29 protein-coding genes are annotated in these 25199 nt (G+C 50.8%); 14 read left to right on the top strand and 15 right to left on the bottom strand.

Translation table 11 applies throughout. The features are described from left to right. Positions 1-41: 41 nt before the first annotated feature. Genes flgJ through flgB form a run of 9 tightly spaced genes read right to left on the bottom strand, consistent with a single transcriptional unit; the run spans position 42 to position 7247 of the window. On the bottom strand, positions 42-992 hold the full coding sequence (gene flgJ / locus NNO03_RS17825) for a flagellar assembly peptidoglycan hydrolase FlgJ (RefSeq protein WP_271450136.1): 951 nt from the start codon (positions 990-992) through the stop codon (positions 42-44). Next, positions 992-2068, bottom strand: a complete 1077-nt coding sequence (locus tag NNO03_RS17820) for a flagellar basal body P-ring protein FlgI (protein ID WP_137383046.1) — start codon at positions 2066-2068, stop codon at positions 992-994. Before NNO03_RS17820 ends, flgJ begins: the two co-directional genes overlap by 1 nt. Positions 2069-2101: 33 nt before the next feature. Next, positions 2102-2800 carry a flagellar basal body L-ring protein FlgH gene (gene flgH / locus NNO03_RS17815; protein WP_003836756.1) on the bottom strand — a complete coding sequence of 233 codons (699 nt, stop codon included), beginning with the start codon at positions 2798-2800 and terminating at the stop codon, positions 2102-2104. A 57-nt stretch (positions 2801-2857) separates the two neighbouring features. After that, a complete protein-coding gene (gene flgG / locus NNO03_RS17810; RefSeq protein ID WP_005129045.1) occupies positions 2858-3640 on the bottom strand; it encodes a flagellar basal-body rod protein FlgG in 783 nt (260 codons plus the stop codon). A gap of 13 nt (positions 3641-3653) precedes the next feature. Beyond that, on the bottom strand, positions 3654-4409 hold the full coding sequence (locus tag NNO03_RS17805) for a flagellar basal body rod protein FlgF (protein WP_045441661.1): 756 nt from the start codon (positions 4407-4409) through the stop codon (positions 3654-3656). A 20-nt stretch (positions 4410-4429) separates the two neighbouring features. Next, positions 4430-5686, bottom strand: a complete 1257-nt coding sequence (flgE, locus tag NNO03_RS17800) for a flagellar hook protein FlgE (protein ID WP_271441730.1) — start codon at positions 5684-5686, stop codon at positions 4430-4432. Positions 5687-5712: 26 nt separating this feature from the next. After that, positions 5713-6411, bottom strand: a complete 699-nt coding sequence (gene flgD, locus NNO03_RS17795) for a flagellar hook assembly protein FlgD (RefSeq protein ID WP_271450135.1) — start codon at positions 6409-6411, stop codon at positions 5713-5715. 11 nt (positions 6412-6422) lie between these two features. Continuing rightward, entirely contained in the window at positions 6423-6827 is a 405-nt protein-coding gene (gene flgC / locus NNO03_RS17790; protein WP_045441655.1) for a flagellar basal body rod protein FlgC, read from the bottom strand. Between the two features lie 3 nt (positions 6828-6830). After that, positions 6831-7247: a flagellar basal body rod protein FlgB gene (flgB, locus tag NNO03_RS17785; protein WP_003036189.1), complete on the bottom strand. Its 417-nt coding sequence runs from the start codon at positions 7245-7247 to the stop codon at positions 6831-6833. Positions 7248-7404: 157 nt separating this feature from the next. Between flgB and flgA the strand changes: the two genes are divergently transcribed. The 3 genes from flgA (at position 7405) to flgN (ending at position 8877) form a co-directional block, all read left to right on the top strand. After that, positions 7405-8064, top strand: a complete 660-nt coding sequence (gene flgA, locus NNO03_RS17780) for a flagellar basal body P-ring formation chaperone FlgA (protein WP_271450134.1) — start codon at positions 7405-7407, stop codon at positions 8062-8064. Positions 8065-8157: 93 nt separating this feature from the next. After that, positions 8158-8451 carry a flagellar biosynthesis anti-sigma factor FlgM gene (flgM, locus tag NNO03_RS17775; protein ID WP_005129057.1) on the top strand — a complete coding sequence of 98 codons (294 nt, stop codon included), beginning with the start codon at positions 8158-8160 and terminating at the stop codon, positions 8449-8451. Positions 8452-8454: 3 nt separating this feature from the next. Continuing rightward, positions 8455-8877 carry a flagella biosynthesis chaperone FlgN gene (gene flgN, locus NNO03_RS17770; RefSeq protein ID WP_271441727.1) on the top strand — a complete coding sequence of 141 codons (423 nt, stop codon included), beginning with the start codon at positions 8455-8457 and terminating at the stop codon, positions 8875-8877. An 88-nt stretch (positions 8878-8965) separates the two neighbouring features. Here the strand turns inward: flgN and murJ are convergent, their stop codons facing one another. The 4 genes from murJ to rimJ form a co-directional block, all read right to left on the bottom strand. Next, on the bottom strand, positions 8966-10501 hold the full coding sequence (gene murJ, locus NNO03_RS17765) for a murein biosynthesis integral membrane protein MurJ (protein WP_271441726.1): 1536 nt from the start codon (positions 10499-10501) through the stop codon (positions 8966-8968). Between the two features lie 221 nt (positions 10502-10722). Then, positions 10723-11646, bottom strand: a complete 924-nt coding sequence (locus NNO03_RS17760; RefSeq protein ID WP_271450133.1) for a Gfo/Idh/MocA family protein — start codon at positions 11644-11646, stop codon at positions 10723-10725. Position 11647: 1 nt separating this feature from the next. Continuing rightward, the gene (locus NNO03_RS17755; RefSeq protein ID WP_271450132.1) at positions 11648-12295 is read right to left on the bottom strand and encodes a YceH family protein; all 648 of its coding nucleotides are present in this window, start codon (positions 12293-12295) and stop codon (positions 11648-11650) included. A gap of 35 nt (positions 12296-12330) precedes the next feature. Then, positions 12331-12915, bottom strand: coding sequence for a ribosomal protein S5-alanine N-acetyltransferase (rimJ, locus tag NNO03_RS17750; RefSeq protein WP_271450131.1), 585 nt, complete (start codon positions 12913-12915; stop codon positions 12331-12333). Positions 12916-13175: 260 nt separating this feature from the next. Here rimJ and mdtH point away from each other — a divergent pair, with 260 nt between their 5' ends. The 9 genes from mdtH to NNO03_RS17705 all read left to right on the top strand — a co-directional run bounded on the left by mdtH (position 13176) and on the right by NNO03_RS17705 (position 20063). Next, positions 13176-14384: a multidrug efflux MFS transporter MdtH gene (gene mdtH, locus NNO03_RS17745; protein ID WP_137383040.1), complete on the top strand. Its 1209-nt coding sequence runs from the start codon at positions 13176-13178 to the stop codon at positions 14382-14384. A 116-nt stretch (positions 14385-14500) separates the two neighbouring features. Then, positions 14501-15061, top strand: a complete 561-nt coding sequence (locus NNO03_RS17740) for a lipoprotein (RefSeq protein ID WP_061068127.1) — start codon at positions 14501-14503, stop codon at positions 15059-15061. 105 nt (positions 15062-15166) lie between these two features. Beyond that, complete coding sequence (gene pyrC, locus NNO03_RS17735) at positions 15167-16213, top strand: dihydroorotase (RefSeq protein WP_271450130.1); 1047 nt, start codon at positions 15167-15169, stop codon at positions 16211-16213. A gap of 74 nt (positions 16214-16287) precedes the next feature. Next, the gene (gene dinI, locus NNO03_RS17730; RefSeq protein WP_006685106.1) at positions 16288-16533 is read left to right on the top strand and encodes a DNA damage-inducible protein I; all 246 of its coding nucleotides are present in this window, start codon (positions 16288-16290) and stop codon (positions 16531-16533) included. A gap of 339 nt (positions 16534-16872) precedes the next feature. Next, positions 16873-17127, top strand: coding sequence for a biofilm formation regulator BssS (bssS, locus tag NNO03_RS17725; RefSeq protein WP_003036154.1), 255 nt, complete (start codon positions 16873-16875; stop codon positions 17125-17127). A 246-nt stretch (positions 17128-17373) separates the two neighbouring features. Beyond that, positions 17374-18492, top strand: coding sequence for an N-methyl-L-tryptophan oxidase (gene solA, locus NNO03_RS17720; protein ID WP_271450129.1), 1119 nt, complete (start codon positions 17374-17376; stop codon positions 18490-18492). A 52-nt stretch (positions 18493-18544) separates the two neighbouring features. After that, complete coding sequence (locus NNO03_RS17715) at positions 18545-18658, top strand: YceO family protein (protein ID WP_003846814.1); 114 nt, start codon at positions 18545-18547, stop codon at positions 18656-18658. A gap of 261 nt (positions 18659-18919) precedes the next feature. Continuing rightward, on the top strand, positions 18920-19486 hold the full coding sequence (locus NNO03_RS17710) for a cytochrome b (protein ID WP_271442812.1): 567 nt from the start codon (positions 18920-18922) through the stop codon (positions 19484-19486). Between the two features lies 1 nt (position 19487). After that, positions 19488-20063, top strand: coding sequence for a YceI family protein (locus NNO03_RS17705; protein ID WP_271450128.1), 576 nt, complete (start codon positions 19488-19490; stop codon positions 20061-20063). A 47-nt stretch (positions 20064-20110) separates the two neighbouring features. Here NNO03_RS17705 and NNO03_RS17700 read toward each other — a convergent pair whose 3' ends face one another. Continuing rightward, positions 20111-21163, bottom strand: coding sequence for a rhodanese-related sulfurtransferase (locus tag NNO03_RS17700; RefSeq protein ID WP_271442813.1), 1053 nt, complete (start codon positions 21161-21163; stop codon positions 20111-20113). Between the two features lie 219 nt (positions 21164-21382). Here NNO03_RS17700 and NNO03_RS17695 point away from each other — a divergent pair, with 219 nt between their 5' ends. Further along, entirely contained in the window at positions 21383-22303 is a 921-nt protein-coding gene (locus NNO03_RS17695) for a Kdo(2)-lipid IV(A) acyltransferase (RefSeq protein WP_005129093.1), read from the top strand. Between the two features lie 154 nt (positions 22304-22457). Continuing rightward, positions 22458-23678: a multidrug efflux MFS transporter MdtG gene (gene mdtG, locus NNO03_RS17690; RefSeq protein WP_271450127.1), complete on the top strand. Its 1221-nt coding sequence runs from the start codon at positions 22458-22460 to the stop codon at positions 23676-23678. Positions 23679-23824: 146 nt separating this feature from the next. Here mdtG and NNO03_RS17685 read toward each other — a convergent pair whose 3' ends face one another. Next, entirely contained in the window at positions 23825-25186 is a 1362-nt protein-coding gene (locus tag NNO03_RS17685) for a sensor domain-containing diguanylate cyclase (RefSeq protein ID WP_271450148.1), read from the bottom strand. Between the last annotated feature and the right edge of the window lie 13 nt (positions 25187-25199).

The following is a 25199-nucleotide window of genomic DNA, read 5'->3' as shown; positions in this document are numbered from 1 at the left end:
TACTCGGTATTATCGGCAGCAGGTCAGCAGACTTGAGCTATTTAAAAGAGATTATCGAGATTCGTGCTGTAGGTTTTACTCACCTTTTCGCTCATCGATTTTAGCTGCTGGATCATGCTGGTTAATTTACGCGCATAGTTAGGGTCAGTGGCGTAACCGGCATTCTGCAATGCCTGGGCACCCTGCTCAGCGGTCGCAGCACCGGTCACCGCGGCGTAACGCGGATTGCGAGATATCAGACCGACATAATCCGACAGTGCTTCAAGATAGGAGCTATAAACACGGAATTTCGCTTTCACTTTTTTCGCCTCACCGTTTTCGTATTCGGTGGTGGTGATTTCAGTGGTCGGCCCTTTCCAGCTTCCCGAGGCTTTTACCCCAAAAATGTTAAAGCTCGGCTCGCCGTTCTCTCGTCGAATTTGTCGTTGCCCCCACCCGGACTCCAGCGCAGCCTGCGCCAGAATCAGATGATGAGGAACCCCACTCTGTTGACTGGCCAGTTTTGCTGGCAACGAAAGTTGAGCGAGGAAGTCTTTGCTGTCACCCGACAGCGGCTCATCATTGCTTTCTGTGGTTCTGGGCATCGCTTTACGCACCAGTTGCGTCAGCGTCTGATTTTGATAGCTGGTCACCGTTTCCAGCGAGAACTTCATCGGCACCTGCGGCGCATCATCCGCAGGTTGCCCCTGTCCTTGCGTCATCTGCTTGACCATCATTTCTGCCAGTCCCAGTCCTTTTCCTGCCGTCATCTGCTGGGCGATCTGTTGGTCATACATGCTGGTGTATAAACGCGTGGAGTCGCTGCTAAACACACCGTCTTTTGGCAGCGCCTCGCGCATGCTTTTCAACATCATCTGCACGAACATCCCTTCAACCTGGCGGGCGACCGGGCGGATATTGGCCGCCGGGTCCTGACCCGCTTTCGCTTTCAGTTCGTTCAGTGATTGTGCATCCCAGGCTGCGCTGTTCAGCAGTTTGCTATCACCAATCATCAGATGATTTCCAGTTTGGCGCGCAGACAACCTGCACTTTGCATGGACTGCAGGATAGACATCAGATCCATCGGTGTTGCCCCCAGCGCATTCAATGCTCGTACGACGTTGTTCAGGTTGGCACTGGAACGAACGCTCTGCAACGAACCACCGCTCTGGCGCAGATCAATCTGCGTTTGTGGCGTCACCACAGTTTGTCCACCACCAAACGGTGTATCCGGCTGGCTGACATTCGCCTGGCGGTTAACCGTAATCGACAGGTTGCCTTGTGCTACAGCGCAACTATCCAGTGTCACTTCACGGTTCATTACCACCGATCCCGTACGGGAGTTAATAATCACCTTCGCGTCCTGCGGTGTGACGTTCACTTCCATATTCTGGATATCCGCGAGGAAACGTACCTGCGAGCTATTACCACTCGGGACGCGTACCTGAATCGTGCGCGCATCCAGCGCAGTCGCACTGCCAAATCCGCGAGAACGGTTAATGGTGTCGGTTATCTGCTGTGCCATGGTGAAATCTTCATTATTCAGCTGCAGATTAATGGTATTACCACCACCAAACTGGGTGGGTAACTCACGTTCAATAATTGCACCGTTGGTGATACGTCCACCATTGAGCTGGTTCACCTGGACACTACTTCCACCCGCTGCGGCACCTGCACCACCGACCAGAATATTCCCCTGCGCCAACGCATATACCTGGCTATCGACCCCTTTCAGCGGCGTCATCAGCAACGTCCCGCCACGCAGGCTTTTGGCGTTCCCCATTGAAGAGACCACCACATCGATAGTTTGTCCCTGACGGCCAAACGCCGGGAATGACGCAGTCACCATCACCGCCGCCACGTTTTTCAACTGCATATTGGTGCCCGTCGGCACGGTGATCCCCAGCTGAGAGAGCATGTTATTCAGCGTTTGCGTGGTAAACGGTGTCTGGGTAGTCTGGTCACCCGTACCGTCCAGCCCCACCACCAGCCCGTAGCCTATCAGTGAGTTTTCACGCACCCCCTGAACACTGGTCAGATCACGAATGCGATCGGCATGCGCAAAGGTGGTAGCCAGGACCAGGACCATTCCAACAAGAGTTTTAAACACTGGATACCTCGCTTACATCGGCGATAAATTAAGGAAGAAACGCTGCAACCAGCCCATATTCTGCGCCTCGTTGATATAGCCGTTACCGACATATTCAATACGCGCATCCGCAACCTGCGTTGATGGTACAGAGTTGCTACCGCTAATGGTGCGCGGGTTAACAACTCCAGAGAAGCGAATGAATTCAGTGCCCTGGTTAATGGCGATCTGTTTTTCACCCACGACATGTAAATTGCCATTCACCAGTACCTGATCAACCGTCACGGTCAACGTACCACTGAAGGTGTTTCTGGCGTTCGCGCCGCCTTTACCGTTAAACGAGTTGCCGCCAGAAGCCTCTACGTCGGCACGCTCGTTGCCAAACAGCCCCTGCAGGTAACGGGGTACCGTGTCAAAACCAAAGTTAGTTTTGCCATCACGACTGGCATTCGCCGAGGAGCTTTTGCTCGCACTGACGTTTTCCTGCAATACGATAGTCAGCGTATCGCCAATATTGCGCGGACGGCGGTCTTCAAATAACGGCTGGTAGCCATAATTAATCGGCTGCGCAGACTGAAATATTGATCCATTCGCCACCGGCGTCGGGCCTGGAACGGGCTGGGCAGTCGTCGCGCCCTGCACGAGCGGAGTGGCCGGTATCCAGGCACATCCTGTCAGTGAAACCACCAGCAGGGCCAAAATCGGGTATGGGTGAAGCGCGTATTTTCGCATTGCCTTCATCTTCAAAATCAGTGCGCCGGTGAGGCTTTCACCCCACCGGAGGTCACTTTAGAGTTGCGTCAGTTTCTGCAGCATCTGATCGGTGGTCGATACCGCTTTACTGTTGATTTCATAAGCACGTTGAACCTGGATCATGTTGACCAGTTCTTCCGCCACGTTGACGTTAGAGGTTTCCACATAACCCTGGTACAACAGGCCCGCGCCGTTCAACCCTGGCGTGCTTTCGTTCGGTGCGCCGGACGATTGCGTTTCGGTGTACAAATTCTCACCAATGCTTTCCAGACCGGTGTCATTCATGAAGGTCGTCAGGTTGAGCTGCCCCACCTGAACAGGCGCAGCCTGGCCCTGCTGAGTCACACTGACAATACCGTCTCGTCCGATGGTGATACTCAGCGAGTTAGCCGGGATAGTGATTGCAGGCTGTACCTGAAAACCACCCGCCGTGACCAACTGACCGTTCTGATCCACCTGGAAAGAGCCATCACGTGTATAAGCTGACGTCCCATCCGGTAACATGACCTGGAAAAAGCCCTGGCCTTTAATCGCCACATCTTTACTGTTATTGGTCTGTGACAGATTACCCTGGCTGTGCAAACGTTCGGTCGCAACCGGACGCACACCAGTACCAATCTGCAAACCAGACGGCAGCGTTGTCTGTTCAGAAGACTGAGCTCCCGGTTGACGAATTGTCTGGTACAGCAGATCTTCAAACACCGCACGCTGGCGTTTAAAACCATTCGTACTGACGTTTGCCAGGTTGTTGGCAATCACATCCATGTTGGTTTGCTGCGCGTCCAGGCCGGTTTTGGCGATCCATAATGAATTGATCATAAAATGTCCTGTATTAACTCATCGACAGCAGTTGGTTGGCGCGGCCCGCGTTATCATCCACGCTACTGATAATCTTCATCTGCATTTCGAAGCGGCGAGCGCTGGCAATCATATCGCTCATCGCCGCAACGGGTTTGACGTTACTGCCTTCCAGTACGCCCGACATCACGCGGATGCTGGGGTCGGCTTGCAGTGTCGGCCCCCGGGTAGCCTGCGCTGCCGCATTCAGACGGAACATACCGTCATCACCACGTTGCACTTCACTTCCCGTCGCTTTAACCAGCTTCAGACGTCCTACTGGCGCCACCGTATTTGCGGGATCGCCTGGGTTGAGCGCCGAAATCGTTCCGTCAGCGGCGATAGTCACTTCCGACCCTTCCGGTACCGCTATCGGCCCAGCTTCGCCGATCACCGGATGTCCCTGAATAGTCAGCTCACCGGTTGGACTCACCTGAATAGCGCCATTGCGGGTGTATCCTTCGCTGCCATCAGCGGTCTGCACAGCTAACCAGCCATCCTGCTGCAAGGCCACATCCAGCGGACGGGAGGTATAATCCATCTGGCCTGGCGTCATATCGGCCCCAGGCGTGGAAGCAACTACCAGCGTACGCGTCGGTAGTGAAAGCCCTTCTACGGGAACCGCACGCAGTGCATTGAGTTGCGCACGAAAACCCGGTGTGGAGGCGTTTGCCAGGTTGCTGGCCGTCACCGCTTGTTGATTCAGCGTCTGACTGGCCGCGCCCATGGCGGTATATATTGCGTGATCCATTAAGCCATCCCGTCAGGCGCTTAGCGCAGGTTGACCAGCGTGTTGAGGATCTGATCCTGGGTTTTGATGGTCTGCGCATTTGACTGATAGTTACGCTGGGCGACGATCATGTTCACCAGTTCTTTACTCAAATCCACGTTAGAGGCTTCCAGCGCACCGTTGGTCAGCTTGCCGAAGTTACCGGTTCCCGCGGTACCCAGCAGCGCCACACCGGAGGCCTGAGTTGCCGCCCAGACGTTATCGCCCTGAGACGCCAGACCTTCGTTGTTGGCAAAGTTCGCCAGCACGATCTGTCCCAGAAGCTGTTTCTGTTCGTTCGAGTAGTTACCGACTACGGTACCGTCATTGTTAATCTGGTAGCTCACCAGATCGCCTGGTTTGTAGCCGTCCTGATTCGTGGCAACAATGTTATTTGCACCGGTGTTCTGCTGCATGGAGTTAAGGAAGCTCAGCGAGAAGCCAGCCGGGACCGCGCCATTGATCGTACCGGTATCAATATTGATAGACTTTGGCCATGGTGTTTGTGTAGCACCCGGTACCGCCTCATTGGCGGTAGTACTAATACCTATAAACGCTCCATTATCGTCAAAGCGCATAAATCCTGCAGGTTTCGCAGGATCTCCGGTAGAAGCATCTTGCGTGAAGACTTCCCAAGTGTTGCTTTGCGCATTTTTGACATAAAAAATATTCATGTCATGGGCGTTACCCTGGCTATCAAAAACGGTCACTGTACCTTTTTTATTGTACGAATCCGCATCACTTGGGCTAAATGTCTTATTCTTTGGTTCTTTGTCAGTGGAGTTCAGGTTGATCTGCATCGACGCGGTGGTGGTGGCTTTTGCCGCCATCAGCGTGTTGGGAATGGTGATCGGTGCCGGGTTCGCGCCCTGCTGAACGGTCGGCGGCGTACCGGTGGCCGGGTAGCCCGTCAGCTGTAAACCCTGCATATTGACGATGTTGCGGTTTTCATCGAGTTTGAACTGACCGTTACGGCTGAAGAAAACGGAACCATTGCTGTCAACCATACGGAAAAAACCGTTCTGGCTGATAGCCACATCCAGCCCACGCCCAGTGTTGGTGGTGGTTCCATCGGTAAAGTCCTGGGTAATACCCGCAACTTTAACGCCCAGACCCACTTTAGAACCGGCGAACATATCGGCAAAGGATGCCGTACCGGATTTAAAACCGTAGGTGGCGGAGTTGGCGATGTTGTTACCAATGACATCGAGGTTGGTCGCTGCAGCGTTCAGACCGCTGACCGCTTGTGAAAAGGCCATGACTTACTCCTGATAAGTGTGAAGGCTTAGATTATCTGCCGTACTTCGTCGAGGGTGGTGGTTCCATAGGTGCCCAGATCCAGCGTGTTACCTCCGTTACTGCGGATAACACCCTGCACCAGCGCAAACTGTAGAGGCTGCGCCACAAGCTGCGTTCCGCCATTACTGGCCGCAATCGAGACGTTATACGAACCGCTCGGTGCATCCGTGCCGTCCGTCATCGTGCCGTCCCAGGTAAAGGTATGCACACCCGCTTTCAACCCGCCAATATCGATGGTGCGTACCACCTTGCCGTCTTTATCGGTAATGGTTGCGGTAACCTTATCTGCCGGTTGCTGCAGCTCAACGCCAAACGGTGTCGTGGTCGTCGTTGCCCCTTCTTCCGCACCCTTACCGGTCAGAATGGTGGTCCCCGGGATCATGACGCCATGGCCAATCAGAGTACTGGCCTGCAACGACTGGCTGCTATCGATCTGTCCGGAGATCGATCCCAGCGTGGTATTCAATTTTTCAATGCCGCTAACGGTACTGATTTGCGCTAACTGGGTAGTCAACTCATTGTTTTGCAGCGGGTTGGTCGGGTCCTGGTTTTTTAACTGCGCAACCAGAAGCGTCAAAAAGCTGCTTTGCAGATCAGCCGCGTTGCTCCCTGTCAGCGAACTGTTGCCAGTGGCAGCATTAACACCCGACATACTCGGGTCATTCATTTTTACAGCAACGGACATATGCGCCTCCTTTACTGGCCCAGCGTCAGCGTTTTAAGCATCAAGCTTTTCACGGTATTGAGCACTTCAACGTTTGCCTGATAGCTGCGTGAAGCTGACATGGTGTTAACCATCTCGCCAACCACGTCGACATTCGGCATTTTTACGTAGCCATTCGCATCCGCCAGCGGATTGCCCGGTTCATAAACCAGCTTGTCCGGTGCCTGACTTTCAATGACGTCAGCAACTTTTACGCCACCGGTTGCTGCGCCTGGTGCCGCATCAACCTGAAAAACAACCTGCTTTGCGCGATACGGCTGACCATCAGGTCCGGTCACGCTATCGGCGTTCGCCATGTTGCTGGCAGCCACGTTCAGACGCTGAGACTGAGCCGTCAGCGCAGAACCTGCGATATCAAAAATATTGAGCAACGCCACGGGTTAGTTCCCTCCTTGCAGCACGTTCATCATGCCCTTGATTTGCCCACCTAACGCGGTAAGCCCCATCTGGTACTTCAGGCTGTTATCCGCAAACTGCGTACGCTCCCTGTCCATATCCACCGTGTTGCCATCCAGAGACGGCTGGTCAGGAATGCGATAGAGCAACTCCGTAGAAGGAGCCGAGACAGTCTGGGCAGGAATGTGTTGTGCAGAGGTCAGCGTCAACGAAACACCGCCTGTTTCTTCCCGCCCTCGCACCATGACTTTTTTTAATTCACTGGCGAAATCCAGGTCGCGCGCCTGATACCCCGGCGTGTCGGCATTGGCAATGTTGGCCGCTAATATTTCCTGGCGTTGGGCGCGCAAATTCAGCGCTTCCTGTTGAAAACGTAAGGCGGCATCGAGCTTATCGAGCATATCTCCTCCGCAAATGACAAAATTCAGCCGACAGCTTAAATCCCATCACGCGCGCGTTATCGCCGGAATAAACGCAAAATGCGTCGCTATTTGTTGCGTTGATGACTGCGTCACACAGGTAGAATCCTGCCACTACCTGAAAAAGCGCGAGGTTTTGATGCAAACGTTTAAACGTGGAATAGTCGTGGCAGCACTGCTGTTCAGCCCTATGACGCTGGCACAAGACCTGAATTCGCAGTTAACCGCGTGGTTTTCCCAGCGCCTGGCCGGGTTTAGCGATGAGGTGGTCGTCACTGTCCGTACGCCGCCAAACTTGCAGCCCAGCTGCGATCAGCCTGCGCTGAGCGTGTCCGGCAGTGCGAAACTGTGGGGTAACGTGAACGTGCTGGCCCGCTGCGTCAATGAAAAACGTTATCTGCAGGTCACTGTGCAAGCCACCGGCAACTATGTTGTCGCAGCGACCCCTGTTGCCCGCGGAAGCGCACTGAACGCGGCCAGCGTAACGCTAAAACGTGGTCGTCTGGATCAACTGCCGCCACGCGCCGTACTGGACATTAACCAGGTTCAGGATGCCGTGAGCCTGCGCGACCTGGTTCCCGGTCAGCCAATCCAGCTCACAATGTTGCGCCAGGCGTGGCGGATAAAAGCGGGTCAACGCGTGATGGTTATCGCCAACGGAGACGGCTTTCGGGTCAATGCCGAAGGTAAAGCGCTCAACAATGCAGCCGTCGCGCAAAACGCCCGAGTGCGGATGATTTCTGGCCAGGTGGTGAGTGGAATCGTCGATTCTGATGGGAATATTCTTATTAACCTATAATAGGTTAAAGATTTTTTAGCGAGTGCCGATAGATAATCAACCAATGATTAAAGCGGGCCGCTATAGCGTAACCCCTCGATGAGGATAGAAAAAATGAGTATTGATCGTACCTCACCATTGAAGCCAGTAAGCACTGTCCAGCCACGCGAAACCAGCGACTCGCCGGTACAAAAAGCGCGGAAGGAAAAAACAGCGACGACAAACAGCACCAGCGTAATGCTGAGTGACGCTCAGGCCAAATTGATGCAGCCCGGCACCAATGACATCAATATGGAACGTGTCGAAGCGCTGAAAACCGCGATCCGCAACGGCGAGCTGAAAATGGATACCGGAAAAATTGCCGACTCGCTGATCCGCGAGGCACAGAGCTACCTACAGAGTAAATAAAGTATGACTCGTTTGTCAGAAATACTTGATCAGATGACGACCGTCCTCAATGACCTAAAAACGGTGATGGATGCTGAGCAGCATCAGCTTTCTGCAGGGCAGATCAACGGTAGCCAGCTACAGCGAATTACAGAAGAAAAAAGTTCTTTGCTGGCCACCCTCGATTATCTGGAACAGCAGCGCCGCCTGGAGAATGACGCCACGCGCAGCGCCAACGATGAGATTGCCGAGCGCTGGCAGACAATCACGAAGAAAACACAGCATTTGCGCGATCTCAACCAGCACAATGGTTGGCTGCTGGAAGGGCAAATCGAACGCAATCAACAGGCAATTCAAGTGCTGAAACCGCACCAGGAGCCGACGCTGTATGGCGCGAACGGCCACACATCTGCGGCACATCGCGGCGGGAAAAAATTCTCTATTTGATCATTGCCTGATGGCATTGTGCTTATCAGGCAACGCTATTCTGCTGGCCGGATGCGGCGTGGTACCGCCATCCGGCATAGGATGTCCATTACGCCGTCCGGCGAACGAACTCTTTCACTTTAAAACCCAGCGCAGCAAGAGCGGCGAAGTAGGCCACGATTCCCACGACCACCACCGCCAGCAAACGCATCACACGCCACACCATTGTCCCTTGTGACCAGTCCGGCATCATGTAAAGCATCCCTACCAGCGCAGCAGACATCACTAGCACTGAAATCACCAGACGCGTCAGGAACCAGGCCCAGCCTGCCTGTGGGGTGAATATTTTCTGTTTGCGCAGTTGCCAATAGAGCAGTGAAGCATTCAGACACGCCGCCAAACCGATCGACAACGACAGTCCGGCATGCTTCAACGGCCCGATAAACGCCAGGTTCATCACCTGGGTCAGAATCAGCGTCACAATGGCAATTTTTACCGGCGTTTTAATATCCTGACGCGAGTAAAAACCAGGCGCCAATACTTTCACGATGATAATGCCAATCAGACCGACCGAATACGCCACCAGCGCACGCTGGGTCATCGCCGCATCAAACGCGGTAAATTTTCCATACTGGAACAGCGACACCGTCAGCGGTTTCGCCAGGATACCCAACGCCACGGCACTGGGTAACGCCAGCAGAAAACACAGGCGCAGCCCCCAGTCCATCAGGCGACAATACTCATCATGATTACCGCTGGAAAAACTTTTGGACAGTGACGGCAGCAGGATTGTCCCCAGCGCCACCCCCAAAACACCGGAGGGAAACTCCATCAGACGGTCGGCATAGTACATCCATGACACTGAGCCGGAGGCCAGAAACGAGGCGAAAATCGTGTTAATAATCATTGAAACCTGGCTGACGGAAACCCCAAGGATCGCCGGCCCCATTTGCTTCACGACGCGCATCGCACCTTCATCACGAAAGTTGACTCGCGGCAGTACCAGCATGCCAATTTTCTTCAAATGAGGAAGCTGATAAACCAGTTGCAGCACACCGCCCACGGTGACAGCCCACGCCAGCGCCAGCACCGGCGGATGGAAATAAGGCGCGGCAAACAGCGCAAAACCAATCATGCTGATATTCAGAAACGTCGGCGCAAACGCGGGAATGGAGAAGCGATTCCATGTGTTAAGGATTGCACCTGCCAGTGAGGCCAGCGAAATCAGCAGAATATAAGGAAAGGTTATTCGCAGCAGTTGGGTGGTCAGTGTGAACTTATCGGCAGTATCAGCAAACCCTGGTGCGGTGACCATGATCACCCACGGCGCAGCAAGCATCCCGGCCACCGTGACGACGGCCAGCGCCAGCGTCAATAGACCAGAAACATAGGCGACAAACACGCGGGTGGCGTCTTCGCCCTGCTTACTTTTGTATTCGGCAAGAATCGGTACGAACGCCTGAGAGAACGCGCCCTCAGCAAAAATGCGGCGCAGCAGGTTAGGCAGTTTGAATGCCACAAAAAAGGCGTCGGTCGCCATCCCTGCGCCAAAGATTCTGGCGACAATCGCGTCACGCGCAAAACCCAGCACACGTGAGAACATCGTCATCGAGCTGACGGCTGCCAGCGATTTTAATAAATTCATCTATGTTGTATTCCAGACTCTGAGGCAGAACCCCGTATAGCCAGTCCATTGGCCGGAGAAGGCGTTGAGCCCTCATCCGGTGATGTCGCAGAGCCTGATGCCGACGCTAGAGCGTCTTATCAGGCCGACAAACTGGTCTATAGCTTGAAAAGAGGTGTTTTTTGAGTGGGCATATAGTACCTGGATTAGCGTGAATTACTACCGCCAGATGTTACAGGGGGTTATTCCTCCATCGCCTCCCGCCACAGTTTTTCAACCACACGCTGCGCCAGAATCGCCTGCTCGCCCGCCGTCTCAGGAACCGTCTGATTTTGTACGCAGGCTATAAAATGACGTGCGCATCCGGCAAACCCACGTTGTTCTAACGTCGTTTGCCATCCTGCAATGGGCTTATGTACCACACCCTGCCCGCGTTCCTCGCGCCATTCCCGCATATCCGTCACATCAATCAAGCCCCCTTCCGTCACGGCCTGGATACACTCGCGCTGGCTACCTGCACGGCGGTGCATGCTGGTGGTTATCTGTAGCTGGTCGGCAGAAAAATGATGTTCAGCATAAAGCATCTCACCGGTGTCATTTGTTAACAGCGTGCCGCCATTAAGTTGAACCTGTCCTCCTGCCAGCCACAGCGCGGTGTCTACCACGTGCAGATAATCATCCAGCAACGTAAAACGCAGATCGTGCGGCCCGACGCTGTCCGTACGGTGCTTGTCCATACGAACAGACGCCGCATTACGCAACTGCGCCTTTAGATCCTGATACAGCGGCGCAAAGCGACGATTAAACCCAACCATTAGCGTCAGTTTTTTCCGCGCCGCCAGCTCCACCAGTTGTTCAGCTTCGCGCAGATTTTCTGCCAGCGGCTTGTCCACGCAAACATGAACGCCGGCATTCAGCAACTCACTCACTACAGCGTAGTGGGTGGCGGTACTGGAATGAACGAAAACGGCATCGCAGGTTGCCGCTAAATTCTGTACGGAATCAACGTATGGCATTCGCCAGGTTTCACAAATACGCAGCGCTTTTTCCCGCGAGGGCGACCATGCACCCTGCAGCGTCCAGTCCGCAGATGCGCCCAACACAGGCAACCATGCCTTTTGCGCGATGCCCCCTAACCCGACCACGCCAATACGCAATTTTCCCACGTTAGTCTCCCAGGTGTGCCAATAATGAATCGAGCCGCTGTTTCAACTCTGCCACTTCGGTTTCCAGCGCTTCAACACGCACCTGCAAATCTCCAGACGCCGCATGCGGCTCATCTGCCGCAGCGAGTGACTCATCAACCTCGCCACAAAACAGGTGCATATAACGACTTTCTCGCTTTCCAGGTTCACGCGCCAGGCGGACTACATAAGGGCCATCTTCCCGGGTAGCCAGTTTCTCCAGCGTTGACTCCACTTCCGCCATATCGCTGAACTCATACATTCGGGATGCGCGGCTACGCAATTCACCCGGTGTCTGAGCGCCACGGAGTAACAGCGTGGTGATCAATGCCACTTCACCCGCGCTAAGCTTAAGATTGCCAAACTCTGAATTACAGAACCGCTGTTCGTATTTGGTCACGCGATTACCAAAGCCGCTCACCGTCCGCAGAAAATGCCTTTTTACCAGGTTATCAAGCTGGTCCTGCACGTCGGCTTCCGACAGATTCATCACCGGTTCACGGTTGGTTTTTTGATTACACGCGGTCACCACACCATTCACGGAAAGGGGATATTGTTCCGGTGTAGTAACCTGTTTTTCTAATAAGCAGCCAATCACACGGGCTTCAGTGGCGGTTAATTCGTATTTCATCGTCTTCTCCATTATTCAGGCCGCGCGCCTGAAACTTAGCGACCGGGGGTCCATTCTGATGTTGTCAACGCCGTCAGCACATGATCGCGCCACTGCCCATCAATCAGCAGATAGTCTTTTGCATATCCTTCTTTCTCAAAGCCGAGTCGCGCCAGCAAATCACCGCTACGCTTATTGTGTGGCATGTAGTTCGCCATAATGCGGTGAATATGTTGCGTCCGCTGCATATAACGAATAGCGGCGGTCAGGGCTTCGTACATCAGTCCCTGCCCTTGCCACTTCTGCGCAATGGAATAACCGAGATAACAGGCGTGGAAAGATCCGCGCACCACGTTCGAAAAGTTCGCAACGCCGATAATTTCTTTTTCATCGGGATCGAGCAGCGCGAAATACCAGGCTGTACCTTGTTTATGAAATTCAGAGATCATGCTCAGACGCGCCTGCCAGCCAGAGGGGTAGCAGTGGCTTTCATCGCGGATAGGCTCCCAGGGCTTTAAGAAATGACGATTCTCTGCGTAATAATCTGCCAGACGCCAGGCATCACGCTCATGCACCAAACGCACGACCAGGCGGTCCGTGGTTAAGCGCACTTTTGGCACGTTACTGCGATAGCCAAACATTCTATACCTACTCCTTCCCGTAACGTCTTCAATACGCAATTCGCATTACTATACCTGTGCAAATACACCCTGTGAAAAGAGCAAAATGCCATTTTTTGAATTATTCACACATTTTGATGAAAACTCTCTATCAAGACGGACTTTTGATAAAAAAATATTGTCCCGCCAAGGGTGGGAAAAGCGCAAACGACACCGCAGAATAGAAGGTGCTTATCTTTTAAACTCTCCACCGAGTGACGAGTTTTTTCCCTGGAGGGGAAATGTCGCAAGTCTCGCAGGCAAGGAACCTGGGTAAATATTTCCTGCTCATCGATAATATGCTGGTCGTGCTGGGTTTCTTTGTCGTTTTCCCACTGATCTCTATCCGTTTCGTCGACCAAATGGGCTGGGCCGCCGTGATGGTCGGTATCGCACTTGGATTGCGCCAATTTATTCAGCAAGGTCTGGGGATTTTTGGCGGCGCAATTGCTGACCGCTTTGGTGCCAAACCCATGATTGTGACCGGCATGTTGATGCGTGCCGCCGGGTTCGCCACGATGGGGATTGCGCACGAACCCTGGCTATTGTGGTTTTCCTGTTTCCTCTCCGGCTTAGGCGGTACATTATTCGACCCGCCCCGTTCGGCACTGGTGGTCAAACTGATCCGCCCGGAAAAGCGCGGGCGCTTTTTCTCCATTCTGATGATGCAGGACAGTGCCGGTGCCGTTGTTGGCGCATTACTCGGCAGTTGGTTGTTACAGTACGATTTCCGTCTGGTCTGCGCTACGGGTGCGATCTTGTTCGTTTTGTGCGCTGCGTTTAACGCCTGGCTGCTTCCGGCATGGAAGCTGTCCACCGTGAAAATTCCCGTGCGCGAAGGCATGAGCCATGTGATGCATGACAAACGATTTGTCACCTATGTCCTGACGCTGGCGGGGTATTACATGTTGGCGGTACAGGTTATGTTGATGCTGCCAATTATGGTTAATGACATTGCCGGTTCGCCAGCCGCCGTGAAGTGGATGTATGCCATCGAGGCGTGTCTCTCTTTAACGCTGCTCTACCCTATCGCCCGCTGGAGTGAGAAACGTTTTCGTCTTGAGCATCGGCTGATGGCAGGCCTGCTGATCATGTCTCTTAGCATGATGCCCATCGGTCTGGTCGGAAATTTACAGCAGCTTTTCACCCTGATTTGCACCTTCTATATCGGTTCTATCATTGCGGAACCGGCACGCGAGACGCTGAGCGCGTCGTTGGCAAATGCGCGCGCACGGGGCAGCTACATGGGCTTTAGCCGCCTCGGGTTAGCCATCGGCGGTGCCATCGGTTATATCGGTGGCGGCTGGCTGTTTGACATGGGTAAAGCATTGTCACAGCCAGAACTCCCGTGGATGATGCTCGGCATTATCGGCTTTATCACCTTCCTCGCGCTGGGTTGGCAGTTTAGCCATAAACGCCCGTCACGCGGCATGCTGGAACCTGATGCCTGATAGCTGACCAGACGTCCCGGACTCAATTTCAGTTTTTTCTGCTGGTGTCCGGGTCGCTGGTGCTTGATGCTGCTTTGTGTCACGATTACGCCACAAGCATCATGTTGAGGAACCCCATGAAAAAGATTTTTTTTGCTGCTGCACTGATTGTCAGCGGCCTGTTGGTTGGTTGTAATCAACTCACACAATACACGGTTAGCGAGCAAGAGATTAATCAGGCACTGGCTAAGCATAACGACTTCTCGAAAGATATTGGTCTGCCTGGCGTCGCTGAAGCCCACATCGTACTGACCAATCTCGCCAGCCAGATTGGTCGCGAAGAGCCGAATAAAGTGACGCTGACAGGCGATGCCAATCTGGATATGAATTCCCTTTTTGGTAGCCAGAAAGCGACCATGAAATTGAAGTTAAAAGCATTGCCAGTCTTCAATAAAGAAAAAGGCGCGATTTATCTGCAAGAAATGGAAGTGGTTGATGCAACCGTCACACCAGAGAAAATGCAATCTGTACTGCAAACGCTGATGCCCTACTTAAATCAGTCGCTGCGCAATTACTTTAACCAGCAACCGGCCTATATTCTGCGTGAAGACAGCAGCAAAGGCGAAGCGCTGGCGAAAAAACTGGCGAAAGGGATTGAGGTTAAACCGGGCGAAATCATTATCCCGTTTACCGATTAATCAACATCAGGGCGCGAATGCGCCCTTTTTTTTCGTGCAAACGAAAACGTTTCCGCTTATCCTTTGTTTCCGGCAAAAAAGACTATCCTCAGCCGGAGCATATTGATGACTGCACCATCCCAGGTTTTAAAGATCCGCCGCCCAGACGACTGGCACCTTCACCTTCGCGATGGCGACATGTTGAAAACTGTCGTGCCTTATACCAGTGAAACTTATGGTCGCGCGATTGTTATGCCAAACCTCGCTCCGCCGGTCACTACCGTTGATGCGGCCATTGCGTACCGTCAGCGCATTCTGGACGCTGTACCCGCCGGACATCACTTTACGCCGTTGATGACCTGCTACTTAACGGACACGCTGGATCCTAATGAACTTGAGCGTGGATTCAACGAAGGCGTCTTCACCGCCGCGAAACTTTATCCCGCCAATGCAACAACCAACTCTACACACGGTGTAACCTCGGTCGATGCCATTATGCCGGTACTGGAGCGCATGGAAAAATTGGGGATGCCACTGTTGGTGCATGGTGAAGTGACGCACGCTGAGATCGATATTTTCGATCGCGAAGCACGTTTTATCGAAACGGTGATGGACCCCTTACGTCAGCGTTTAACCGCGCTAAAAGTGGTGTTTGAACATATCACAACCAAAGATGCCGCCGACTACGTTCGCGAGGGCAACGAGCTTCTTGCCGCAACCATCACACCGCAGCATTTAATGTTTAACCGCAACCATATGCTGGTCGGCGGAATTCGTCCGCATCTGTACTGTCTGCCGATACTCAAACGTAACGTTCACCAGCAGGCGCTACGCGAACTGGTTGCCAGCGGATTCAGTCGTGCATTCCTTGGCACCGACTCCGCACCGCATGCGCGTCATCGTAAGGAGTCCAGTTGCGGCTGTGCAGGTTGCTTTAACGCGCCGACAGCACTGGGAAGCTATGCTACCGTGTTTGAAGAGATGAATGCCCTGACTCATTTTGAAGCCTTCTGCTCGCTGAACGGTCCACAGTTCTACGGCCTGCCAGTCAATGATACCTTCATTGAACTGGAGAAAATTGAACATCAGGTCCCGGATAGCATCGCACTGGAAAATGACACGCTGGTACCATTCCTTGGCGGTGAAACCGTACGCTGGTCAGTAAAACGCTAAAAAAGTGTAGCCCACTGTTGTCAATTGGCACAGTTAACTGTATAAATAACCAGTATATCCAACAGGGGGCTATTATGCGTATTGAAGTCACTATTGCCAAAACTTCACCTTTACCAGCCGGTGCTATCGACGCGCTGGCAGGTGAACTCTCCCGCCGTATTCATCATCATTTTCCGGATAACGAAGGTAACGTTACCGTTCGTTATGCCGGGGCCAACAATCTGTCGGTTATTGGCGCAACAAAAGAGGACAAAGAACGCATCAGCGAAATCCTGCAGGAAACCTGGGAAAGCGCGGATGACTGGTTCATCAACGAATAAAAAATGATATGCAGTGATGTTTGTTTGCCGGGTCGCCCCGGCTTTTTTATAGGTGCTTCCTTTAAATCAATCTTGCATTTACTACGCTGGCAGATAATTTATATTAAACACTTTGATTATCTTTTAATCAAATCACCAAAATAATTGCACAACATGCTAAAAAAAAATGAATAACATGTTGTTTTATTAGTCAGATAACACTGAAAACAAAAAATTTATGCGCCGCCCTCTTTAAATTTTCAATGAATACCCTTATTTATTGATATACTGAAGTTGCTTCAGAAAAAAACGCATTGAACCTCGAAAACCGTTGTCTAGTAACACGAATTAGGGGGCATGATGGAAAAGAATAATGAAGTCATTCAGACTCATCCGCTTGTAGGGTGGGACATCAGCACTGTTGATAGCTACGATGCGCTGATGCTGCGTTTGCACTACCAGACCCCGAATCGTCCGGACCCGGATGGGACTGAAGTCGGTCAAACGCTCTGGTTAACCACTGATGTTGCCAGGCAATTTATTTCGATATTAGAAGCCGGAATCGCCAAAATTGAATCTGGCGATTACCAGGTAAATGAGTATCAGCGACATTAAACCTGATACATCACACCATCAAAAGGCACCTTCGCGGTGCCTTTCTTATTTGCAGGTTGAATATTCCGGTTCAGTTATTTACCCTGCTATACCTGTCTTACTTCAAGTTGCATGTGCGTTGGCTTTACTCGGCCTTTGGCCTCGCCCCTTTGGGGCCAGCGTAAGCGCTGTTCAAAACCGCCAGGGCGTTTTGTCCTGCAACTCGAATTATTTAACGTATGCTATCGCGATTGCAGAGAGAAGCGGATGAAATACGACTTAATCATTATTGGCAGCGGTTCCGTGGGCGCCGCAGCCGGATACTACGCCACTCGCGCTGGTCTCAACGTTTTGATGATCGATGCGCATATGCCACCGCATCAACAGGGCAGCCATCACGGCGATACACGATTAATTCGTCATGCGTATGGCGAAGGTGAAAAATACGTTCCACTGGTGCTACGTGCGCAAACATTGTGGGATGAACTTTCCGCACAAAATGAAGAGCCTGTTTTTGTTCGCTCTGGCGTTATCAACCTGGGCCCTGCAGATTCAACCTTCTTAGCGACCGTGGCGCAAAGTGCCAAACAGTGGCAGCTCAATGTCGAACAGCTGGATGCAGCAGCCATCATGGCTCGCTGGCCAGAAATTCGCGTGCCTGAAAACTATATCGGGCTGTTTGAAGCTGAATCCGGTTTTTTACGTAGTGAGTTAGCCATTAAAACCTGGATTCGCCTGGCTGAAGAGGCGGGTTGTGCACAGCTGTTTAAATGCCCCGTCACGGCGATTCATCACCACGATGATGGCGTAACGGTTGCAACAGCCGATGGTGACTACCACGCGAATAAAGTCGTCGTCAGCGCCGGTACCTGGGTCAAAGCATTGCTGCCGGAACTGCCGATACAACCGGTGCGTAAAGTATTCGCATGGTATCAGGCTGACGGGCGCTACAGTGTCAAAAACAAATTCCCGGCATTTACCGGCGAACTGCCAAATGGCGATCAATACTATGGTTTTCCGGCTGAAAATGACGAGTTAAAAATTGGCAGACATAACGGCGGACAGGTCATTCATTCACCTGAAGAACGTAAACCGTTTGCTGCTGTCGCCAGCGATGGTTCTGAAGCCTTCCCATTCCTGCGCGCTGTTTTGCCTGGCATTGGCTGTTGTCTGCATGGCGCATCCTGTACTTACGATAACTCGCCAGATGAAGACTTCATTATCGATACGTTGCCAGACCATGACAACACGCTGGTGATTACCGGGCTCAGCGGACACGGTTTTAAGTTTGCTTCCGTACTGGGCGAAATTGCGGCTGATTTTGCCCAGGGTAAACCGTCAGCCTTTGACCTGACGCCATTCAGACTGTCCCGTTTTAAGCGATAATCGATCAATGGCCTCGTTGGTGAGGCCATTTTTAATGACAGGAATAACATTGATGCGCCGCATCTTTCACTATCTGGTTAATAATATTCGCGAGCATTTCATGCTCTACATTATTTTATGGTCGCTGCTGGCGATTATGGACGTCATATATATTATGTTCTTCTAATCGATATGCGCTGACATTAATTGACAAAAACTGATAATTACTTAATTTCATTGCAATAAACTGAATAACATAATTCTCATCCCTCCTTGTTTTCAAGCCCTTCTCCTTGTTCACTCACACTAACGATTTGATGATTGCGCCTTTAATTAATCAATTTTATTGAAATAAGAATAAATATCATCACCATTGCTATTTATTAGTTGCATTAATGTCTTTTACGCGCCATTTTCATTCACTTCTGAAATATCTAACGGTATGTTTATGCAATTCAATAATAGTCCACAGCGTTATGGCGTGGTGTCTGCCGCATTACACTGGCTGGTCGCTATTGCCGTCTATGGCATGTTTGCTCTGGGTTTATGGATGGTAACACTCAGTTATTACGATGGTTGGTATCACCAGGCGCCTGAACTGCATAAAAGTATCGGTGTGTTGCTGATGATGGGACTGGTTGTCCGCATTGTCTGGCGGGTTGTTTCCCCTCCCCCTGCCGCGCTGAAAAGCTATTCCCGTCTAACCCGCATTGCGGCGGCATTGGGCCACCTCACGCTATATACCCTGCTTTTTTCTATTGTCATCAGCGGCTATCTGATCTCTACCGCAGACGGTAAAGCAATCAGCGTATTTGGTTGGTTCGATGTTCCCGCCACGTTTGCCAACGCAGGCGTACAAGCCGACATCGCCGGTAACGTGCACTTATGGCTCGCCTGGACCGTGGTGGTTTTATCACTTCTGCATGGGCTAATGGCCCTGAAACATCACTTTATCGATAACGACGATACCCTTAATCGCATGTTGGGAAAATCGTCATCTGACTATGGAGCTTAAAATGAAAAAAAACCTGCTGGGACTCACACTCGCCTCTTTATTATTCACGACCGGCTCTGCCATCGCGGCGGATTACAAAATTGACAAAGAGGGACAGCATGCCTTTGTTAATTTCCGCATTCAGCATCTGGGATACAGCTGGCTGTACGGCACATTTAAAGATTTCGACGGTACATTTACCTTTGACGAGAAAAATCCGGCTGCCGATAAAGTCAATGTCACCCTCAACACCAACAGTGTTGATACCAATCATGCCGAGCGTGACAAACACCTGCGTAGTGCAGAATTCCTCAATGTGAGCAAGTTCCCGCAGGCCACCTTTACGTCCACCAGCGTGAAGAAAGAGGGCAACGATTTGGATATCACCGGTAACCTGACCCTGAACGGTGTCACCAAACCGGTAACATTGGACGCGAAGCTGATGGGTCAGGGTGGCGATCCATGGGGTGGCACACGCGCCGGTTTTGAAGCTCAAGGGAAAATAAAGCTGAAGGATTTCAACATTACCACCGATCTCGGTCCCGCTTCTCAGGAAGTTGAATTAATTATCTCGGTGGAAGGCGTACAGCAGAAATAACGTCCTATTGATGCCGGATGAGGCTTTTGCCATCATCCGGCATCGTGTTATTGCGCAGGATCGGGAATACCGAGCTTAGTATTTAAACGCCCCCGCGATTTATTAAAGATCTTATTGCCGTTCTCACGCCCGGCGCGACGACGACGCTGCTCTTCTTCTGGCAGTTCGCTCTCTTCACAACACAGTTCGCTACAGCAGCCTTTATACTTTTGCGCACAAGCTGGACACTGAATAAACAACAGATGGCAGCCATCGTTTTTGCAATTAGTATGGCTGTCACATGCAGTACCGCACTGGTGACAATGCGAAATCACATCGTCAGAGATCCTCTCCCCCATGCGTTCATCGAAAACAAAATTTTTGCCGATAAAACGCACAGGCAACCCCTGCTCGCGCGCTTTGCGGGCATACTCAATAATGCCGCCTTCGATGTGCCAGACTTTGCTAAATCCGTTATGTTTCATCCATGCACTGGCTTTCTCACAACGAATCCCCCCAGTACAATACATAACGATTTTTTTATCCTTATGCTCCTGCATCATTTCTACCGCTTTCGGCAGCTGATCGCGGAAGGTGTCTGCCGGGATCTCCAGTGCATTTTCGAAGTGACCCACTTCATATTCGTAGTGGTTGCGCATATCAATAAACACTGCATCCGGATCGTCCAGCATAGCATTCACTTCAGCAGCTTTCAGATAATCACCCACGTTGCTGGCGTCAAAATCAGGATCATCAATGCCATCCGCGACAATTCGCTCACGGACCTTCATGCGCAGAACCCAGAATGATTTGCCGTCATCATCTAATGCAATATTGAGACGCAACCCGGATAATGCAGGATCAAATGCGTATAACTGTTGGCGAAACGCATCAACGTGACTTTGCGGTACACTGATTTGTGCGTTAATGCCTTCCCGTGCAAGATATACGCGGCCAAAGACATTCAGCGTAGTGAACAGTTGATACAGTGCATCACGCGTTTGCTGAGGATCAGCGATGGTAAAATATTTATAGAATGAAATCGTCGTACGCGGCTCAGATTCCGCCAGCATTTTAGCTTTGAGCGCGTCATTCGAAATGCGGTTGTGTAACACTGGCATGGTGTACGTATCCTGCAATCAGTAAAAATGAAAATCGGCCGGCATGATAAAGCAAACATCGCCAATTTACATCCACACATTTTACGCTACATTTCATACTTCACGGTAAAAACGCAACAACAATTGATGGTTTAATCACCGTTCTCCCGTCGTAAATTTTAGATACGCGCAAAAAAATGCGACAATACAGGGAATTGGTCGTTAGAAGACAGGATAGACATGACGAATTTACCCAAGTTTTCGGCTGCACTACTGCATCCGCGTTATTGGTTAACCTGGCTGGGTATTGGCATCCTTTGGTTAATCGTGCAGTTACCCTACCCAGTGCTCTATAAATTGGGATGTGCACTAGGCCGTCTGGCATTGCGTTTGATGAAACGTCGGGCAAAGATTGTTTCCCGCAATCTGGAACTGTGCTTCCCGCAAATGAGCGAGCAGGAACGCCAGCAGATGATGGTAAAGAACTTTGAGTCTGTCGGTATGGGCGTAATGGAAACCGGCATGGCCTGGTTTTGGTCTGACAGGCGAATATCACGCTGGACTGAAGTTATCGGAATGGAGCATATCCGGGACGTTCAGGCACAAAAGCGTGGGATCCTGTTAGTTGGTCTGCACTTTTTGACGCTCGAGTTGGGCGCACGCCAGTTTGGCTTACAAGAGCCGGGAATTGGTGTGTATCGTCCTAACGACAATCCGCTGCTCGACTGGCTACAAACCTGGGGGCGTATGCGCTCCAATAAATCAATGCTCGATCGTAAAGACCTGAAAGGGATGATTAAAGCGTTGAAAAAAGGTGAAGTGGTCTGGTACGCGCCGGATCACGACTACGGCCCTCGCGCCAGTGTATTTGTGCCTTTGTTCGCCGTTGAACAGGCTGCAACGACGTCCGGAACCTGGATGCTGTCACGAATGTCGAATGCCTGTCTGGTGCCATTTGTTCCCCGCCGTAAACCTGACGGCAAGGGGTATCAATTGATTATGCTGCCACCGGAGTGTTCCCCCCCGCTGGACAATGCTGAAACAACGGCGGCCTGGATGAACAAAATCGTTGAAAAATGCATCATGATGGCCCCCGAGCAATACATGTGGCTACATCGCCGCTTTAAGACACGTCCTGAAGGCTCCCCCTCTTTGTACTGAGTCTTTGTTGCAGTCCTGTGGACTGCAACACCTTCTCTCCCCTTTTAGGTTTAACTGCTATCCGCATTGCAGCAACTATCAACCAGGCGCATAATTAGCCTGCTTATTTATATTTAATCGATAGCGCAAACAGCGCATCACACTGCGGATCGCTATGTCACCCTCTGATGCTCCCATAAACTGGAAACGCAACCTTACCGTTGCCTGGCTGGGCTGTTTTTTAACCGGTGCAGCATTTAGCCTGGTCATGCCATTTTTACCCCTTTACGTCGAGAGTCTTGGCGTGACGGGTCACAGCGCCCTGAATATGTGGTCAGGGCTGGTATTCAGCATCACTTTCCTGTTTTCAGCGATTGCCTCGCCTTTCTGGGGTGGGCTGGCCGACCGTAAAGGCCGGAAAATTATGCTCTTACGCTCGGCGCTGGGCATGGCCATCGTCATGCTGCTGATGGGGCTGGCGCAAAATATCTGGCAGTTCTTGATCCTGCGCGCCCTGCTGGGTTTGCTCGGTGGATTTATTCCTAATGCCAACGCACTGATCGCAACCCAGGTGCCACGCAATAAAAGCGGCTGGGCGTTGGGGACACTTTCCACTGGCGGCGTCAGCGGTGCTTTACTTGGGCCATTGGCGGGCGGGTTACTCGCCGATCAGTATGGTCTGCGCCCCGTATTTTTCATCACAGCCCTGGTGCTGTTGATCTGTTTTATTCTGACACTCTTTTTTATCCGTGAACGCTTCCAGCCAGTGAGTAAGAAAGAGATGCTGCACGTTCGCGAAGTCGTGACGTCGTTAAAGAATCCAAAGCTGGTGCTGAGCTTGTTTGTCACTACCCTGATAATTCAGGTTGCAACCGGCTCCATTGCGCCAATCCTGACGCTGTATGTACGGGAGCTTGCGGGCAATGTCAGTAATATCGCGTTTATCAGCGGGATGATTGCCTCTGTACCCGGCGTTGCGGCCTTAATCAGCGCACCAAGGCTCGGCAAATTGGGCGACAGGATTGGTCCGGAGAAGATCCTGATCGTGGCATTGGTTATCTCCGTACTGTTGTTGATCCCAATGTCATTCGTCCAGACACCCTGGCAGCTAGGCGTGCTGCGCTTTTTACTGGGTGCCGCTGATGGTGCATTGCTGCCTGCCGTACAGACCTTGCTGGTGTATAACTCAACCAACCAAATCGCCGGGCGCATCTTTAGTTACAACCAGTCATTTCGTGATATCGGCAACGTGACTGGGCCGTTAATGGGAGCTGCTATATCGGCAAATTATGGCTTCCGCGCCGTCTTCTGCGTCACCGCGGGTGTTGTGTTATTCAACGCGATCTACTCATGGAACAGTCTGCGCCGCCGCCGGGGATCTCAGGTCCTGGGATGATTTTGTACATTCATTCTCAACGGTCCCCCAACATATCAATTGGCTTAATGTGGGGGGATACGCAGAGTGAACGCAATTACAATTCTGATCGTACTGGCTACACACTTTTTTAAACGTCATGACACTCAATAACGCTTAATATTATTCTAGCTGTTATAGTAAACCACTTTATTTCTACCTGAGTTTTTCGCTTCATACAACGCAGCATCAGCATATGATACGACTTTATCAGCAGAATAATCATCAGATTTACTACAATATACACCGATGCTGATTGTCATTTTCTCTTTCAAACCATATATATTGGGCACCGCTGTTTCAGTCTCAACATTTTTTCTTATTCTTTCCGCAACAAACATTACTTCAGCTTTATCTTTACACTTAATCAGTATCCCAAACTCTTCCCCGCCAATTCTCGCAAAAATATCGGAGTCCCTGATCGATTTATTAACAATATCAACAATGCTCTTTATAACGCGATCGCCTTCCTGATGGCCATAAGTATCATTGATGCGTTTGAATTTATCTATATCCAGTATCATTATACAAACAGCACCTTTTACTAAAGATGACTTCAGTGCCTTATAGAATAATTTACGGTTATATATCTTAGTCATCGCATCTTTTATTGCTGAATCCGTCTCTCTCTTAAGAATAATGAACGTATTGTACATTAATATAGATATGATACATAAGGCACTGATAACTTCGATTCCCCTACTGACATACCAAATATACATACTATATTCATCCAGACTTAACAGCAGAACATTCGTCAGGATTGCAGAGCAACACAGTAACGCGATGCTTTTCCATAAGATACTGTGCAGTTTGGTTTTCACTGCCAGATACAATAAGACCGTTCCCCATGCGATAATCAGTGAATATATGTAGCCAATATGCCAGTGCACCGTTTTATTGTCAGCTTTGAGACTGGTAATTTCAATCGTGACATCAGTATTATAACTGGATAAGTTATGCGAAAGGAATGCAATTGCCAGCATAATCAGCAATGCTATAATGATGTAACATGGTTCTCTTTCTTTAGTCTCAATAACGGTGGAAGTCGCTTTATACGCTGTCAATGATACAAAAAGCAATGCAATAAAACTCACCTGCCTAAAATAATAGAAGATAGCGATATCATTTGTACGTTTTTCTATCAAAACACTATCGTTAATTAAATTCTGAACGATATATATGGTTTCTATAAAATAGAAATTATTACTGAGAAATGCCATTCCTAATATCATCAGATATGTTAGATCTTTCCTGCAAAGGTATTGAAATAACATAAAGAGAAAAATAGTGCCGTACAGAAAAAACAACCCAACGATGATAATTAAATATGTTGTTTGAGGTACACTCTGCACTTCTAACTGATACTGAGAAAGGCACACGCCAGCAAGAAGATAGCTGACTAAGCAAACTATGTAATAACGCATCAACCTGCTATTGTTTGAATTACTATTATCCATAACAGCCCTGGCAAGAATCCCTTTTAGCATTTTATATATTAAG

The organism is Citrobacter sp. Igbk 16 (genome assembly GCF_028069755.1).
In the GTDB taxonomy this organism is placed as follows: domain Bacteria; phylum Pseudomonadota; class Gammaproteobacteria; order Enterobacterales; family Enterobacteriaceae; genus Citrobacter.
Note: the sequence above shows the minus strand (reverse complement) of the source record. Positions and strands in the feature narration are given on the sequence as shown.